Source organism: Citrobacter sp. R-1.5.2, from assembly GCF_035064245.1.
Lineage (GTDB): Bacteria > Pseudomonadota > Gammaproteobacteria > Enterobacterales > Enterobacteriaceae > Citrobacter.
The window spans coordinates 127,306-143,732 of the sequence record NZ_JASEYC010000004.1 but is presented as its reverse complement, the minus strand read 5'-3'; the positions used below and the strand labels follow the sequence as shown (position 1 = coordinate 143,732).

Annotated in this window: 13 protein-coding genes; 6 read left to right on the top strand and 7 right to left on the bottom strand. The window is 54.6% G+C overall.

The annotated features are described in order from the left end of the window. Window positions 1-6 precede the first annotated feature (6 nt). Window positions 7-252 (bottom strand): YmjA family protein, encoded by a 246-nt coding sequence (locus QMN38_RS09900; protein WP_271449927.1) that lies wholly within the window; start codon window positions 250-252, stop codon window positions 7-9. Window positions 253-737: 485 nt separating this feature from the next. Between QMN38_RS09900 and QMN38_RS09895 the strand changes: the two genes are divergently transcribed. Together QMN38_RS09895 and QMN38_RS09890 are read left to right on the top strand one after the other, a co-directional pair. Next, on the top strand, window positions 738-1,514 hold the full coding sequence (locus QMN38_RS09895) for an MBL fold metallo-hydrolase (RefSeq protein ID WP_323604979.1): 777 nt from the start codon (window positions 738-740) through the stop codon (window positions 1,512-1,514). 18 nt (window positions 1,515-1,532) lie between these two features. Continuing rightward, window positions 1,533-2,483, top strand: a complete 951-nt coding sequence (locus QMN38_RS09890; RefSeq protein WP_323604978.1) for a GlxA family transcriptional regulator — start codon at window positions 1,533-1,535, stop codon at window positions 2,481-2,483. Here the strand turns inward: QMN38_RS09890 and QMN38_RS09885 are convergent. After that, entirely contained in the window at window positions 2,480-3,130 is a 651-nt protein-coding gene (locus QMN38_RS09885) for a class I SAM-dependent DNA methyltransferase (protein ID WP_323604977.1), read from the bottom strand. The genes QMN38_RS09890 and QMN38_RS09885 overlap by 4 nt on opposite strands. 125 nt (window positions 3,131-3,255) lie before the next feature. Between QMN38_RS09885 and QMN38_RS09880 the strand changes: the two genes are divergently transcribed. Then, a complete protein-coding gene (locus tag QMN38_RS09880) occupies window positions 3,256-4,350 on the top strand; it encodes a LacI family DNA-binding transcriptional regulator (RefSeq protein ID WP_323605051.1) in 1,095 nt (364 codons plus the stop codon). 106 nt (window positions 4,351-4,456) lie between these two features. Continuing rightward, a complete protein-coding gene (locus QMN38_RS09875) occupies window positions 4,457-7,534 on the top strand; it encodes a beta-galactosidase (protein WP_323604976.1) in 3,078 nt (1,025 codons plus the stop codon). Window positions 7,535-7,621: 87 nt separating this feature from the next. Here QMN38_RS09875 and prpE read toward each other — a convergent pair whose 3' ends face one another. The 4 genes from prpE to prpB all read right to left on the bottom strand — a co-directional run bounded on the left by prpE (window position 7,622) and on the right by prpB (window position 13,214). Then, window positions 7,622-9,508 carry a propionate--CoA ligase gene (gene prpE / locus QMN38_RS09870; RefSeq protein WP_323604975.1) on the bottom strand — a complete coding sequence of 629 codons (1,887 nt, stop codon included), beginning with the start codon at window positions 9,506-9,508 and terminating at the stop codon, window positions 7,622-7,624. A 40-nt stretch (window positions 9,509-9,548) separates the two neighbouring features. Continuing rightward, complete coding sequence (locus QMN38_RS09865; protein ID WP_137384461.1) at window positions 9,549-11,000, bottom strand: bifunctional 2-methylcitrate dehydratase/aconitate hydratase; 1,452 nt, start codon at window positions 10,998-11,000, stop codon at window positions 9,549-9,551. A gap of 40 nt (window positions 11,001-11,040) precedes the next feature. Then, a complete protein-coding gene (gene prpC / locus QMN38_RS09860) occupies window positions 11,041-12,210 on the bottom strand; it encodes a bifunctional 2-methylcitrate synthase/citrate synthase (protein ID WP_137384460.1) in 1,170 nt (389 codons plus the stop codon). 119 nt (window positions 12,211-12,329) lie between these two features. Next, window positions 12,330-13,214: a methylisocitrate lyase gene (prpB, locus tag QMN38_RS09855; RefSeq protein WP_137384459.1), complete on the bottom strand. Its 885-nt coding sequence runs from the start codon at window positions 13,212-13,214 to the stop codon at window positions 12,330-12,332. A gap of 251 nt (window positions 13,215-13,465) precedes the next feature. Here prpB and prpR point away from each other — a divergent pair, with 251 nt between their 5' ends. Beyond that, entirely contained in the window at window positions 13,466-15,061 is a 1,596-nt protein-coding gene (prpR, locus tag QMN38_RS09850) for a propionate catabolism operon regulatory protein PrpR (RefSeq protein ID WP_271449940.1), read from the top strand. A 48-nt stretch (window positions 15,062-15,109) separates the two neighbouring features. Here prpR and yahO read toward each other — a convergent pair whose 3' ends face one another. After that, window positions 15,110-15,385: a DUF1471 family periplasmic protein YahO gene (gene yahO / locus QMN38_RS09845; RefSeq protein WP_003830901.1), complete on the bottom strand. Its 276-nt coding sequence runs from the start codon at window positions 15,383-15,385 to the stop codon at window positions 15,110-15,112. A 348-nt stretch (window positions 15,386-15,733) separates the two neighbouring features. Between yahO and QMN38_RS09840 the strand changes: the two genes are divergently transcribed. Next, window positions 15,734-16,366: a LysE family transporter gene (locus QMN38_RS09840; RefSeq protein ID WP_137384458.1), complete on the top strand. Its 633-nt coding sequence runs from the start codon at window positions 15,734-15,736 to the stop codon at window positions 16,364-16,366. Window positions 16,367-16,427: the final 61 nt, after the last annotated feature.

Genomic DNA, 16,427 nt, shown 5'->3' with positions numbered 1-16,427 from the left:
CTTTGGCTACTCGTTACCCCAGCGATTGAGGAACTCCGCGATATCATCAATACGCTGTGCGTCGACGCCGGCCACCGTTGCCATCTCCTGCTGCGCGTCTTCGCTGATCTCTTCGTTGTTCATCAAACGGGTGATCAGTTGCTGGAAGTAGTGCGCCAGCGCATCGCGTTCGTCATCGCTCACCGGCTTTGCGGCCTCGGTCGCGTACTCATCAGCGATATCATAATATTTTAGCGGAATGTCGTTGTTCATCAGGTGCTCCGGGGTAAATGCGTGTGCCAGCAGTTGCCTGCCGCGTCTGGGGTGAATGATAGCATTGTTATTTCATGGTTCGCGATCTGTTTTATTCACTGTAATACGTTGTATTTATCCGCTATATTTTCTGGAACAACTTCGCATTTAATAAATCTTCCCATACTTGAGTGACTGTATTTTTATTCAGCTCGGTATAATAGTGGAGGATTAAATAGTGTTATAAAAAAGAAACATAAGCTTAGTTTAAATCAACTCTCTTTAATCATTTTCCAACGCATTAAATAACTCAGACGATAACCCGGTGATTAAACACAGCCAATAAAGATTCGTTCGGTAGGCCTGATAAACGCCCCGCCCTCTCTTACTGACATCATTGCGTTGCTATTGGCCCAATCCCATCGGTAGTCGCCCATTTGCCCACATTCATCTTCTGGACAACACTCTACGATGACACCACTAACCCAACACGTAGAGCGCACACCATGAACATCACGCAAATCCGTAATGCCACACAGCGCATCACCTTTGGTGGAATGACTTTTCTGGTCGATCCTATGCTGGCCGCGAAAGGCGCATATCCGGGTTTTGCCGGAACCGCACGTGCCGAAATTCGCAACCCAACCGTCGATCTGCCCATCGACATCGATACCTTGCTAAATGTCGATGCGATTATCGTGACCCATCTGCATGAAGATCACTGGGACGAGGCTGCCGCTCGAGTCGTGCCGAAAGACAAACCAATTTATGTGCAAAATGACCATGATGCACACGTACTGCGGGAGCAGGGTTTCACACAACTCACCGTGCTGACGCACAATACCGTGGTCGGTGCTATCACTCTGCGTAAAACCGGCGGCCAGCACGGCTCAGATCGCGCCTATGCCATTCCACAAATGGCAGAGCGCCTGGGTGATGCCTGTGGCGTTATCTTTATGCATCCGGCGGAAAAAACGTTGTATCTGGTCGGGGACACCCTCTGGCGAGACGAGGTGGAAGCCAACATGCATACTTTCCAGCCTGGCGTGGTGGTTCTGAACGCGGGTTTTGCGCACGTCATCGGGTTTGGCCCAATTATCATGGGCGCGGAAGATGTGCTGAAAACCCACTTCACACTACCCGAAGCACAAATTGTGGCGACCCATATGGAGGCGATTAACCACTGTCTGCTGACCCGCGCGGCTCTGAAAGCGTACGCCCGCGACAACCAGATTGCGCAATATGTCCACGTGCCGGAAGATGGGGAAACCCTGACATTTTAATCTCTACAAAGGAATCGTATGCAGCCGCTTAACGTTGCCATTGTTGCCGTGGAAGATTTCAGCCCGTTTCACTTCTCGGTGCCGTGCATCATTTTCAGTGACAAAATGGCGGCGAAAAAGCGCTTTGAGGTACAGATGTGCGCCGAAAAACCGGGCATCATCTCCTCGCAGGATGGTTTCTCCGTTACCGCAACCCATGGCTATGACGCGGTGGAGGCTGCGGATATCGTGGTGATCCCCTGGTGGGGCACCACCGCGCAGCGTCCACCGCAAAGCCTGCTTGATGCGCTCAACCGTGCACGACAAAACGGCGCACAGATTGTCGGGCTGTGCCTGGGGGCGTTTGTCCTCGGCTATGCGGGGTTACTGGATGGTAAACGAGCAGCCACACACTGGGAGTTCGAGCAGGATTTTCAGGCGCGCTTTCCTGCGGCCCAGCTGGATATCAACGCACTTTACGTGGATGACGACGGCATAATTACCTCAGCAGGTACCGCCGCTGCGCTGGATTGCTGTTTGTACGTGATCCGCCAGCGTTTTGGCAGCACGGTGGCGAATCAGATTGCCCGCCGGATGATTGTGCCACCGCATCGTGAGGGCGGTCAGGCCCAGTTTATCGAACAACCGGTCGCGAAAAATACCCAGGATCAACGCATCAACGCCCTGCTCGACTATTTGCGCCAACATCTCCACGAGCCGCATAATCTCGACGTTCTGGCGCAGCGGGTGATGATGAGTCGTCGCACGCTGACCCGTCATTTTATGAAGGCCACCGGGTCAAGCGTGGCGGAATGGCTGATTACCGAGCGTCTGCGCCGCAGCCAGATTTTGCTGGAATCCAGTCAGCTACCCGTTGAACGCATTGCCGAACAGGTAGGTTTTCTCTCCCCTGTCACCTGGCGGCAGCATTTTAAATCCCACTTCGGCGTCAGTCCGGCTGAATGGCGTAAAACCTTTCGCGGCGATTAACCTCTTTTTTGCGCCAGCCAGATGGTGTGCCCGGTGCAGAGTGGATCTTCCATCACCCTCTCTATCACCGTAAAGCCGTGTGCCGACAGCAATGCATGGTACTCATCAGGCGCGAGGCTGGCGTGAAACAGCGGCTCGCCCTCAAATTGTCCCATGGCGATGCCATTGCCCGTGCCGCTGGTAAACATCAGCGCGCTGCCGGGATGGCTGAGGCGGTCAAAAATGGGGAACATCTTTTGCTGGTCCAACTGGGTTAAATGGAAAAAGCTGTCCCAGGCGATCAGACCGTCAAAAGTTTCATCAAGCGTTAGCTCGCGCATATCCTGCTCCAGCCAGCGCTGCCCGGGAAAGGCGAGCCGGGCACGCGCCAGCATCGGCGCCGAGCCGTCAATCCCCGTTAGCTGCAAACCTTGCTGGATAAAATAACCGGCAATCGGCTGACCGTTTCCGCAGCCAATGTCCACAATATGGCCCTGCCCGCCCATCACCGCGATGAACTTATCCAGCCAGTTTTTTTCAAACAGCGCGCACGAACGCTGGCGGGCAAAAGCCTCCGCATGACGCCGATAGATAGAAAGAATGTTGTTTGCCGCAGCATCGCTCACGATGTCCTCACTTTTCTGCTGTTCTATCATTATGTTAAGCATAAAGGCTGTTGGCCTGCCAGCGCCCAATTCATGTCCCTGGAATGCAACTCGCAGAACCCGACCACAAATAGCCAAAAATAGTCTGCGCTGTGGCATGATAGCGCGTGGATAATGTCATGATCAGGGTGAACAATGTGAAACCGGTAACGCTATACGATGTCGCAGACCATGCTGGCGTCTCTTACCAGACCGTCTCACGCGTCGTAAATCAGGCCAGCCACGTTTCCACAAAAACCCGGCAAAAAGTTGAGGCCGCGATGGCGGAGCTCAATTACATTCCTAACCGCGTCGCGCAGCAACTGGCAGGCAAACAGACGCCGTTGATTGGTGTAGCCACATCGAATCTTGCTCTGCATGCCCCCTCGCAAATTGTGGCCGCCATAAAATCCCGCGCCGACCAGTCCGGTGCCAGCGTGGTGATCGCCATGGTTGAGCGTAGTGGCGTTGAGGCGTGTAAAGCCGCGATACACAACCTGCTTTCTCAACGCGTAACCGGGCTTATCATCAACTATCCGCTGGATGAAGAAGACGCCATGATGGTCGCCGCCACCTGCGGCACGGTGCCCGTATTGTTTCTCGATGTCTCTGACCAGGTGCCGATTAATAGCGTCGTTTTCTCCCATGATGACGGCGCGCGACTCGGCGTTGAACATCTGATTCAACACGGACATCAGCGCATTGCCCTGCTGTCCGGGCCGCACTCATCGGTCTCCGCCAGGTTAAGGCATAGCGGGTGGCATAAATACCTGGCTCACCATCAGCTACGTCCCATTGCGGAACGTGAAGGTGACTGGAGCGCCCTGTCCGGCTTTCATCAAACCATGCACATGCTTAACGACGGTATCGTTCCAACCGCTATGCTGGTCGCCAATGATCAAATGGCGCTGGGCGCAATGCGGGCAATCAGCGAATCTGGCCTGCGAGTTGCAGCGGATATCTCCGTGATCGGCTACGACGACACCGAAGACAGTGCCTGCTACATCCCGCCGCTGACCACCATCAGGCAGGATTTCCCCACGCTCGGACAGACCAGCGTTGACAGGCTGTTGCAGCTTACGCAGGGCATGTCCGCCCCCGGCAATCTGCTGCTACCGGTCACGCTGGTCGAACGGAAAACCGTACTTCCGCCCGACACACAAACCGCCACGCCACAGATGCTGGCGGAGTCGTTGATGCAACTGGCGCGTCAGGTCTCTCTGCTGCCATCCGGCGAACGCTAATTACTGTGAGTCAGTTCACCCATTAAACCCGCCCGGCTTTACAGCGTCTCACCGCACGCCTTATGTTTATTGAATTGTGAGCGAATAACAAACATGAGATACCGCTATGACTCTAAGCTCGGACTCACTCGCCGCCGTACTGGCGCGCCGTGACTGGGAAAACCCCGGCGTCACACAGATAAACCGTCTGGAGGCACATCCACCATTTTGTAGCTGGCGCTGCGTGGATGATGCCCGTAACAACCGGCCTTCATCCCAACGGATTTCGTTAAATGGCGAGTGGCAGTTCGCCTGGTTTTCCGCACCAGAGGCCGTGCCAGAAAGCTGGCTTGAGCATGATTTACCGCAGGCCGATACCCTCTGCGTACCGTCTAACTGGCAGATGAGCGGTTATGATGCGCCAATCTACTCCAATATCACCTATCCATTCCCGGTCAATCCGCCCGCTGTTCCGACACAGAACCCTACCGGGTGTTACTCGCTCACATTTAGTATCGAAGATGCGTGGTTAGATGAGGGTCAGACGCGCATTATTTTTGACGGCGTGAACTCCGCGTTTCATCTGTGGTGCAACGGTCGTTGGGTCGGCTACGGTCAGGACAGCCGCCTGCCGTCTGAATTTGATCTTCGCGATTATCTGCTGCACGGCGAAAACCGCCTGGCCGTCATGGTGCTGCGCTGGAGCGATGGCAGCTATCTGGAAGATCAGGACATGTGGCGCATGAGCGGCATCTTTCGCGACGTTTCTTTGCTGCATAAACCCACAACGCAGATCCGTGACCTACGCATCAACACCCGCTTTAATGATGATTTCAGCCGTGCGGTGCTGGAAGCGGAAGTCCGGATAGCAGGCGACGAGCGTGAAGATGTACGCGTAACCCTGCAATTGTGGAACGGCGAAACGTTGGTTGGCGAGCTCACCTCACCGCCCGGCAGCGAAATTGTTGATGAACGCGGCGCTTATCACGATCGCACTACGCTGCGCCTCAACGTTGAACACCCGGCGTTGTGGAGTGCCGAAACGCCTAATCTGTACCGCGCCGTGGTGCAGCTTCATACTGCTGACGGTACGCTGATTGAAGCCGAGGCCTGTGACGTCGGCTTCCGCGAGGTCCGCATCGAAAACGGCCTGCTGTTGCTGAATGGTCAACCGCTGCTGATTCGTGGTGCTAACCGCCACGAACATCACCCGCAAAACGGTCAGGTGATGGACGAAGCGACGATGGTGCAGGACATCATCCTGATGAAACAGAACAACTTTAACGCCGTGCGTTGCTCGCATTACCCAAACCACCCGCTATGGTACATCCTGTGCGACCGCTACGGCCTGTATGTGGTGGATGAAGCCAATATCGAAACCCACGGTATGGTGCCCATGAATCGCCTGAGCGACGACCCTACATGGCTTCCTGCCATGAGCCAGCGCGTCACGCGCATGGTACAGCGTGACCGCAATCACCCAAGTATCATCATCTGGTCGCTGGGCAATGAGTCCGGTCACGGCGCGAACCACGACGCGCTGTATCGTTGGCTGAAATCGGAAGATCCCTCTCGTCCGGTACAGTACGAAGGCGGCGGCGCGGATACCGTAGCCACCGACATTATTTGCCCGATGTACGCCCGCGTAGACCAGGATCAGCCCTTCCCGGCGGTCCCCAAATGGTCAATCAAAAAATGGCTGTCGATGCCCGGCGAGCTGCGCCCGCTGATCCTCTGCGAATATGCTCACGCGATGGGTAACAGCCTCGGCGGCTACGCCAAATACTGGCAGGCATTCCGCCAGTATCCGCGTCTGCAAGGAGGATTCGTCTGGGACTGGGTCGATCAGTCGCTTATTAAATATGACGACAACGGTAATCCATGGTCAGCCTACGGCGGGGATTTTGGCGACACACCGAATGACCGCCAGTTCTGCATGAACGGACTGGTATTTGCCGACCGCACGCCGCATCCGTCGCTGTATGAGGCCAAACACGCACAGCAGTTTTTCCAGTTTACGCTATTGCCTGGCCCCCAACGCCAGATTGAAGTGACCAGTGAATACCTGTTCCGCCACAGCGATAACGAAATCCTGCATTGGTCCATCGCCCTGGACGGCAACCCGCTGGCCACCGGAGAAATCGCTCTGAATATCGCCCCACAGGGCCGCCAGTTGATCACCCTGCCGGCTATCCCGATGCCGGAAACCGCAGGCCAGCTGTGGCTGACGGTGCGCGTGGAACAACCCCAGGCTACTGCGTGGTCAGACGCCGGGCATATCAGTGCCTGGCAGCAGTGGAAGCTGGAAGAGAAACTCAGCCTGGCGCTTAAACCTCGCGCCAACACAGCGCCACAGCTGACGACCCGCGATGATACATTTACGGTAATCGTCAGCGATAAACGCTGGGAATTCTGCCGCCAGACAGGTTTATTGACACAATACTGGCTGGCCGAAGAAGCACAACTGTTAGCGCCGTTAATCGATCAGTTTACCCGCGCGCCGCTGGATAACGACATCGGCATCAGCGAAGTCACGCGCATCGATCCTAATGCCTGGGTCGAACGCTGGAAGGCCGCAGGCCATTACCATGCTGAGCCACTACTATTGCAATGCGAAGCCGAAGCGCTGTCGAACAGCATCCTTATCACCACCGCGCATGCCTGGCAGTATCAGGGTGAAACGCTGTTCGTCAGCCGTAAGTCATATCATCTCGACGGCCACGGCGAGATGCAGATTGCCGTGGATGTCGATGTGGCCAGCGGAACACCGCACCCAGCGCGTATCGGCCTAAGCTGCCAGTTGGCGCAGGTGGCTGAACGGGTAAACTGGTTAGGCCTTGGGCCGCACGAGAACTACCCGGATCGCCTGAGCGCTGCCTGTTTTGATCGTTGGGATCTGACGCTGGATGAGATGTATACGCCGTACGTCTTCCCGAGTGAAAACGGCCTGCGCTGCGGGACACGCGAATTACGCTACGGGGAGCACCTGTGGCGTGGTGACTTCCAGTTCAACATCAGCCGTTACAGCCAGAAGCAACTGATGGAAACCAGCCATCGTCATCTGCTGCAACCTGAAGCCGGAACATGGCTCAACATTGACGGTTTCCATATGGGCGTCGGCGGGGATGATTCGTGGAGCCCTTCAGTGTCGCCGGAATTTCAGTTGAGCGCGGGGCGTTATCATTATCAGCTGAGTTGGCGCTAACTCTGCGCCGGATGGCGCGGCGCTCATCCGGCCTACGGTACGCGGTTTCGTAGGCCGGATAAGGCGAAGCCACCATCCGGAAACGCCTTACTCCTCGATCGCCTGGCGGATTTGCTGCAACGATGTCGGATCGTCAATGGTGGTCAGATCGCCAGGATCACGGCCTTCGCAGATCGCCTGGATCGTACGCCTGAGCATTTTTCCGGAGCGTGTTTTCGGCAGTTGCGACACAAACCAGACATGTGCCGGACGGCCAAAGTTACCAATCTGGCTGTCCACCAGCGCCATAATCGCCTTCTCTTCAGAATGCGCAATGTCGCGGTCTTCCAAACTGTCACTCTGCTTTGGAATGACAAACGCGACGGCCACCTGCCCTTTTAGCGCATCTTTCACCCCCACTACCGCTACCTCAGCTACGTTCGGATAGCTGGAGATACTCTCTTCTATCTCGCGCGTGCCCAACCGGTGCCCGGCGACGTTGATCACGTCATCCGTACGCCCCAGAATGAAGTAGTACCCGTCGTCGTCACGAATGCCCCAGTCAAAGGTGGCGTACACCTGGCGGGAGAACAGCGACCAGTAGGTATTCACAAAGCGTTCGTCATCGCCCCAGATGGTCTGAATGCAACCCGGCGGCAGCGGCCCTTCAATCACCAGCATCCCCTTCTCATTTGCAGCACAAGGTTCGCCAGTCACTTCATTGAGGAGTTGCACGTTGTAGCCGTACATCGGCACGCCAGGACTGCCCAGACGCGACGGTCGGTCGTCCAGCCCGCGGGCAATCGCCATAATCGGCCAGCCAGATTCGGTCTGCCAGTAGTTGTCGATAACCGGAACCCCCAGCGTTTGGGTTACCCAACTTGCCGTCGGTTCATCCAGCGGCTCGCCGGCCAGATACAGCACTTCCAACGAGGAGAGATCGTGATTCCGGATCTGCGCGGTCGGGAATTTCTTCAGCACGCGGATGGCGGTCGGTGCCGAGAACATCCGGCTGACCTGATATTTTTCAACGATTTTCCACCACACGCCGCAGTCCGGCCAGGTTGGCAACCCTTCGTACACCACTGTCGCCATCCCCGCCAGCAACGGGGCATAGACGATGTACGAGTGTCCCACCACCCAGCCGATATCCGACGCGCAGAAGAACACGCCGCCCGCTTTGCCACCAAAAATGGTGTCCATCGAGGTGGCCAGCGCTACCGCATAACCGCCTACATCACGCTGCACGCCTTTTGGTTTACCGGTTGTACCGGACGTGTAGAGAATGCAGGAAGTTTCATTCGATTCCAGCCAGACCACCGGCACGCGTGCGCCGAGATGCTGTTGGCGCAGCGCGGCAAAGTCGAGGTCGCGTCCTTCAACCCACGCCATTTTCGCCAGGCCACGATCAACCAGTACCAAATGGCGCGGTTGATGCTGAGCCTGCGCAATCGCATCATCAAGCAGCTTTTTATACGGCAGGATCTTGCCGCCTCGCGCCCCGGCATCCGCCGATACGATGACCTTTGGCTGGGCATCGTCGATCCGCGCCGCCACACTGTGCGAGGCAAATCCGCCAAATACCACGGAATGGATCGCCCCAATCCGCGCACAGGCCAGCAGCGTAATGTGCGCCTCGGCGATCATCGGCATATAAACCAGCACCCTGTCGCCGCGCTGTACGCCCAGCGACAGCAACATCGCCGCCGCGACGTTTACCTCGTCATACAACTGACGAAAGGTAAATGTGCGCTCTTCTTCGGTTTCCGATGAAACCGCGATCAGCGCCAGCGCGTCAGGCTGTTTCTCCAGCCAGCGGTCGATGGCGTTATGGCACAGATTCGTCGTCCCGCCACAAAACCAGCGAGCAAACGGTGGATGACGATGATCCAGTACCTGAGCAAACGGCTGCTGCCAGTCAATACGCTGGGCCTGCTCGGCCCAGAACGACTCAGGTTGCGTAATCGAACGCTGATAAAAATCGCTATAAGACATAATGCTCTCCTGTTGAACTTACGCCTTGCCGCACGCAGGTTTAGATAACGAACAAATCAAGGTATTCGTTGACTGGCATCTGCTCCAGGCTTGCTCTGTTCAGGGAGACATCCAGAATGCGCTGCTGCTGACGGGTCGGGAACTGACGCGCCAGGTTGATTTTGAATTTTTCGACCAGTTTCGGCATCCCGTCATGACGACGACGCGCGTGGCCGATGGGGTACTCCACCACCACTTCTTCAAAACGTGATCCATCGGTAAATTCCACGGTGATGGCGTTTGCGATGGCGCGTTTTTCCGGGTCGTGATAGTCCGCGGTAAAGGTTGGGTCTTCGAAGCAATTGATCTTCTCGCGCAGCGCATCAATGCGTTTGTCCTGCGCCACACCGTCTTCGTAATCCGCTGCGGTTAAGCGTCCGAACAGCAGCGGGATAGCCACCATATACTGAATGCAGTGGTCACGATCCGCCGGGTTATTCAGTGGACCTTTTTTATCGATGATACGAATACAGGCTTCGTGCGTACGAATGGTCACTTTTTCGATATCCGCCGCCGTTTTACCCGCCGCCTGCAGTTGTTCATACAGCGTCATCGCCGCTTCAACCGCTGTTTGTGAGTGGAACTCGGCCGGGAAGGAGATTTTAAACAACACGTTTTCCATCACGTATGAGCCGTACGGACGCTGGAAGCGGAACGATTCCCCTTTGAAGGAGACGTCATAAAACCCCCAGGTTTTTGCCGTCAGCGCAGACGGGTAGCCCATCTCGCCGGTTTTCGCCATCAGTGCCAGACGCACGGCACGTGAAGTGGCATCGCCAGCAGCCCAGGATTTACGTGTGCCGGTATTCGGGGCATGGCGATAGGTACGCAGCGACTGTCCGTCGACCCACGCCAGCGACACCGCATTGAGGATCTCATCGCGGGTCAATCCGAGCATTTCGGCAACAACGGCGGTCGAGGCGACTTTCACCAACAGGACATGGTCAAGCCCAACGCGGTTAAAGGAGTTTTCCAGTGCGATACAGCCCTGAATTTCGTGGGCTTTAATCATGCCGGTCAGCACTTTTTTCATGGTTAACGGCGCTTTTCCCGCCGCCACCGCATTGCGTGACAACCAGTCAGCCGTCGCCAGAATACCGCCGAGGTTATCGGAAGGATGGCCCCATTCAGCGGCCAGCCAGGTGTCGTTGAAGTCCAGCCAACGGATCATCGCGCCGATATTAAATGCCGCCTGAACGGGATCGAGCTGGAACTGGGTACCCGGCACACGAACGCCGTTCGGCACCACCGTACCCGGCACAATCGGCCCTAACAACTTTTTACAGGCCGGATATTCCAGCGCTTCCAGGCCGCAACCGAGGGTATCAAGCAGGCAATAATGTGCAGTGTCATACGCCACCTTTGAGGTGATCTCGTAATTCATAACGTAGTCAACGATATCAACAATTTCACGGTCAAATTCAGGGCGGACGTTCGAAATATGTGCAGACATAGGGTACATTTCCTGTTTTTTTATCTTTAGCGGTTTGGCATTAGCAACGTTTTTCAATTGCAACGAATTCGCGATCTTCCGGGCCAACATAATTGGCGGAAGGACGGATAATTTTGTTGTCCTGACGCTGTTCGATAATGTGCGCCGCCCAGCCAGTAACACGGGCGATGACAAACAGCGGTGTGAACATTTCGGTGGGGACGCCCATCATGTTGTAGGAGACCGCCGAGAACCAGTCGAGGTTAGGGAACATTTTTTTCGTTTCCCACATCACCGCTTCCAGACGGTCGGCGATGTTGTACATTTTCAGCGAACCGCCTTCCTGAGAAAGCTGTTTCGCCACGCGCTTAATCACCTGATGACGCGGGTCGGCAATGGTGTACACCGGATGTCCAAAGCCAATCACCACTTCTTTGTTTTCAACCCGCTTGCGTATATCCGCTTCGGCTTCATCCGGTGTTTCATAGCGCTGCTGGATTTCCAGCGATACCTCGTTGGCTCCGCCGTGTTTCGGGCCGCGCAGTGCGCCAATCGCCCCGATAATCGCGGAATACATGTCTGAGCCAGTACCGGCGATCACTCTGCCGGTAAAGGTGGAGGCGTTAAATTCGTGCTCGGCGTACAGCACCAGCGAAATATGCATCGCCTTTTCCCAACTTTGCGACGGCTTTTCGCCATGCAGCAGATGCAGGAAGTGGCCGCCAATCGAATCATCGTCAGTTTCCGGCTGAATGCGCTCGCCGTTGTGGCTGTAGTGATACCAATACAAAAGGATTGAGCTAAGTGAGGCTAAAAGTTTGTCAGCGATGTCGCGCGCGCCAGAGACGGTATGCCCCTCTTTTTCCGGTAACGTACAACCTAACGCGGAGACGCCGGTGCGCATGACGTCCATTGGGTGTGATGCTGCCGGCAGCGCTTCCAGCACGGTACGCACGTTAGCAGGTAAGCCACGCAGCGCTTTTAATTTGCTCTTGTAGGCGTTGAGCTCATCGCGGGTAGGCAATTTTCCGTGGATCAGCAGGTGCGCAACCTCTTCAAATTCACACTGCTGCGCCAGGTCGAGAATATCGTAGCCACGATAGTGTAAATCGTTACCGCTTTTACCAACGGTACACAACGCCGTATTTCCGGCGGGGACGCCGGACAGCGCGACGGATTTTTTCGGCTTAATGACATGGGTACTGTTTTGCAGGATCGTTGTGTCGCTCATGTTGTCCTCGTTATTTTTTATATATAGGGTATTGAGGGTATGCATCGCGTAGTACGTTGTAGGCCGGATAAACGTAGTGCCATCCGGCATTGCCTGATGGCAGCTGCGCCTTATCAGGCCTACGGCTTCGTGGTGTACAGCGCGTCGAGTTTCTCTTCGAACTGGTAGTAGTTGATGCTTTCGTACAGCTCGTTACGCGTCTGCATAATGTCGATCACGCTCTTTTGCGTACCTTCCTGGCGCAGCACGTTGTATACCCGTTCAGCGGCGCGGTTCATGGCACGGAAGGCAGACAGCGGATAGAGCGCCATCGCCACATTTGCACTGCGCAGCTCATCGGTAGTGAACAGCGGTGTCGCACCAAATTCGGTAATGTTAGCGAGGATCGGCACCTGCACCGCGTCTGCAAACTGGCGGTACATAGACAGCTCGGTGATCGCTTCCGGGAACAGCATGTCAGCGCCCGCTTCGACATACGCCTGCGCACGATCGATAGCCGCCTCTAACCCTTCCACCGCCAGCGCATCGGTACGCGCCATGATGACAAAGTTGGGATCGGTGCGCGCATCCACGGCGGCGCGGATCCTGTCGACCATCTCTTCTTTCGAGACGATCGCCTTGTTCGGGCGATGACCGCAGCGCTTAGCGCCGATCTGATCTTCAATGTGCAGCGCAGCAGCACCGGCTTTGGCAATCGACTTCACGGTTCGCGCCACGTTAAATGCCGACGATCCAAACCCGATATCAGCATCCACCAGCAACGGTAGTGGGCAAACGTCGGTGATACGGCGGATATCGGTCAGCACATCATCCAGCGTAGAGATACCGAGGTCGGGCAATCCCAATGAGCCGGCCGCCACGCCGCCGCCTGACAGGTAAATTGCCTGGTATCCGGCGCGTTGGGCCAGGAGCGCATGGTTGGCGTTAATGGTACCCACGATTTGTAATGGATTTTCTTTGGTGAGCGCAGCGCGGAACGCCTGCCCTGGGGAGTGTAGAGACATATCCCGTCCTCTTGTTATCAACTTGTTATCGTTCGTTGATTAACCTAAAGCAAGGGGTATGCCAAAGACCTGAATTTTTGCTCAAATTCTATTTTTCATTTTTAAAACAAAGAATTACATTTAAAATCTGCATTTTTTATGTACAAAAGCGTGTCAGCTATCGTTTCATGAAACCGAGATGAACGTTTCATTGCAACATTTATGAAACACAACTAAACCCAATATTCGGTTCCTTACTTTTTGAGTTGGTTATGGCTGATACGCATCTTCCGCCGCGGATGAATGACGACAAACCGGTTATCTGGACGGTCTCCGTTACGCGTCTGTTTGAACTGTTCCGCGACATCAGCCTGGAGTTCGACCACCTGGCGACCATCACCCCTATCCAGCTCGGTTTTGAAAAAGCGGTCACCTATATCCGCAAGAAGCTGGCGACCGAGCGATGTGATGCGATCATTGCGGCGGGCTCCAACGGTGCCTATCTGAAAAGCCGCTTATCAATTCCAGTGATCCTGATTAAACCCAGCGGCTTCGATGTGCTACAGGCATTGGCGAAAGCGGGAAAACTCACGTCATCGATTGGCGTCATTACCTATCAGGAAACCATTCCTGCGCTTCTCGCCTTTCAAAAGACCTTCAATTTACAGCTTGAACAGCGTAGCTATATCACCGAAGAAGATGCCCGAGGACAAATCAACGAGCTGAAGGCCAACGGCACTCAAGCAGTGGTCGGGGCGGGACTCATTACCGATCTGGCGGAAGAAGCCGGTATGACCGGCATCTTTATCTATTCAGCTGCTACCGTGCGCCAGGCCTTTGTCGATGCGCTGGATATGACGCGCCTGACGCTACGGCGAAATGGTCAATACGCGTCTGGCGATACGCTGCGCACCCGCTATGCACTGGGAGATATGCGCGGCCACTCTGCTCAGATGGAACAGGTACGGCACACCATAATGCTCTATGCCCGTTCTCGCGCACCGGTGCTGATTCAGGGCGAAACGGGGACGGGGAAAGAGCTGGCGGCGCAGGCCATTCATCGTGAATATTTCACCCGTCAGGAGAATCGACGCGGTAAACCCTCACCACCGTTTGTTGCCGTCAACTGCGGGGCAATCACCGAATCCTTACTGGAAGCGGAGTTGTTCGGCTATGAGGATGGTGCTTTTACCGGCTCACGGCGGGGCGGACGCGCGGGTCTGTTTGAAATCGCCCACGGCGGAACACTGTTTCTTGATGAGATAGGTGAAATGCCGTTGCCGTTACAAACCCGGCTGTTGCGCGTACTGGAAGAAAAAGAGGTCACCCGGGTAGGTGGACATCAACCGATTCCGGTAGAGGTACGGGTGATTAGCGCCACGCACTGCAACCTGGAACAAGAGATGAAACAAGGCGAATTTCGTACCGATCTGTTTTATCGCCTGAGCATTCTGCGCCTCAAACTCCCCCCGCTACGCGAACGGCTACCCGATATTTTACCGCTGGCGGAAGGCTTTTTAAAACAGTCACTGGCGGAATTAGATGTGCCGTTTTCTGAGCCTGTGCGCAAAGGTCTGGGGCTCAGCCAACATATGCTGCTGAATTACGGCTGGCCGGGGAATATTCGTGAGCTGCGCAATATGATGGAGCGTCTGGCATTATTTTTAAGCGTTGAGCCACAACCAGAACTTAACGTCCATTTCTTGCAGCAATTATTGCCAGAGCTGGCGACTGTCGCCGAAATACCCCAGATATCATCATCACTGACACCACAACAGGTGCTGGCACAATTCAACGGCGATAAAACAGCGGCGGCACGATATCTCGGTATCAGCCGAACCACGTTTTGGCGCAGGTTAAAAGAATAACCCGCCAGTACAGAGGCTGGCGGGTATTTTATCTTTCAATGCAGCGCATTATTTTTTCTTGTAAATATTAGCTGTGCCATGGATTTTGTTATCCGTTTGGCCGGAGGTTAATACCACCACATCAGCGCCTTTCTCTTCGGCTTTCTTCAGCAGCTCTTCTTTAGCATCTGCAACAGAAACTTCATTACTCGTTGAAATATCACCGATTTTTGTGTATTGCGACTCAACCTTTTCAAACTCAAGTTTTGTCATAAATTCCGCAGCATAGGCGTTGGAAAAAACTAAAGCTAACGCACCAATAAGTACTTTATATCCAGTTTTCATATCAAAGCTCCAGGTTTTGTTATATATGCCATCATCGACCCCTGAACATCCATCATGCGAGTCAAGGATGATTAATAAGTAGTTCAGCCTGATTAAAAGATCCAGAGCCAACGGAAATATAAAGAAATCTTGCGCCGTAGCCACAACAGGCGATCCAGTGCTGCCGCGTTATCCGACGATTCCGGTGACACAAATAGTGTTAATGATGACATTGAGAAATTAACTGCGTTTGATGGTGCACTGTGAGTGAATACTCAGAATATTGATTGCACTAAAACTATAGTAGGTGCAGATTCTTAAATGACCTGCGGGTAAACATTCATTTTCTCACTGATGGAATCGTTGTCTATGGAACCTCTGCACGCCGTCGTGCTCACCGTTAGCCTGTTTGTTTTAACCTTTTTCAACCCCGGAGCAAACCTGTTCGTGGTGGTGCAAACCAGCCTGGCGTCGGGACGACGCGCGGGTGTAATGACCGGTCTGGGCGTTGCCTTGGGCGATGCGTTCTACTCCGGGCTTGGCCTGTTTGGTATGGCGACGCTTATCACCCAATGTGAAGAGATATTCTCACTGATAAAAATCGTCGGCGGTGCCTACTTACTGTGGTTTGCCTGGAATAGCATACGCCATCAGGCCACACCGCAAATGCCCACCTTACAGCAACCAATCTCCGCCCCCTGGTACGTATTCTTTCGTCGCGGGCTGTTAACGGATTTATCCAATCCGCAAACCGTACTGTTTTTTATTAGTATTTTCTCGGTCACCTTAAGCGCAGAAACCCCAACCTGGGCCAGGCTGATGGCATGGGCAGGCATTGTGCTTTCTTCTGTTATTTGGCGTATTTTTCTCAGCCAGGCGTTTTCTCTTCCTGCGGTGCGTCGTGCATATGGCCGTATTCAGCGCGTTGCCAGCCGGGTGATTGGTGCCATCATCGGCGTCTTCGCCTTAAGGCTGATTTATGAAGGTATTCGCCATCGTTAATGCGTAAAGAGAGTTTCACTTGACCATCGTGAGGTAATTGTCCGTAATACCGCCTGAATTT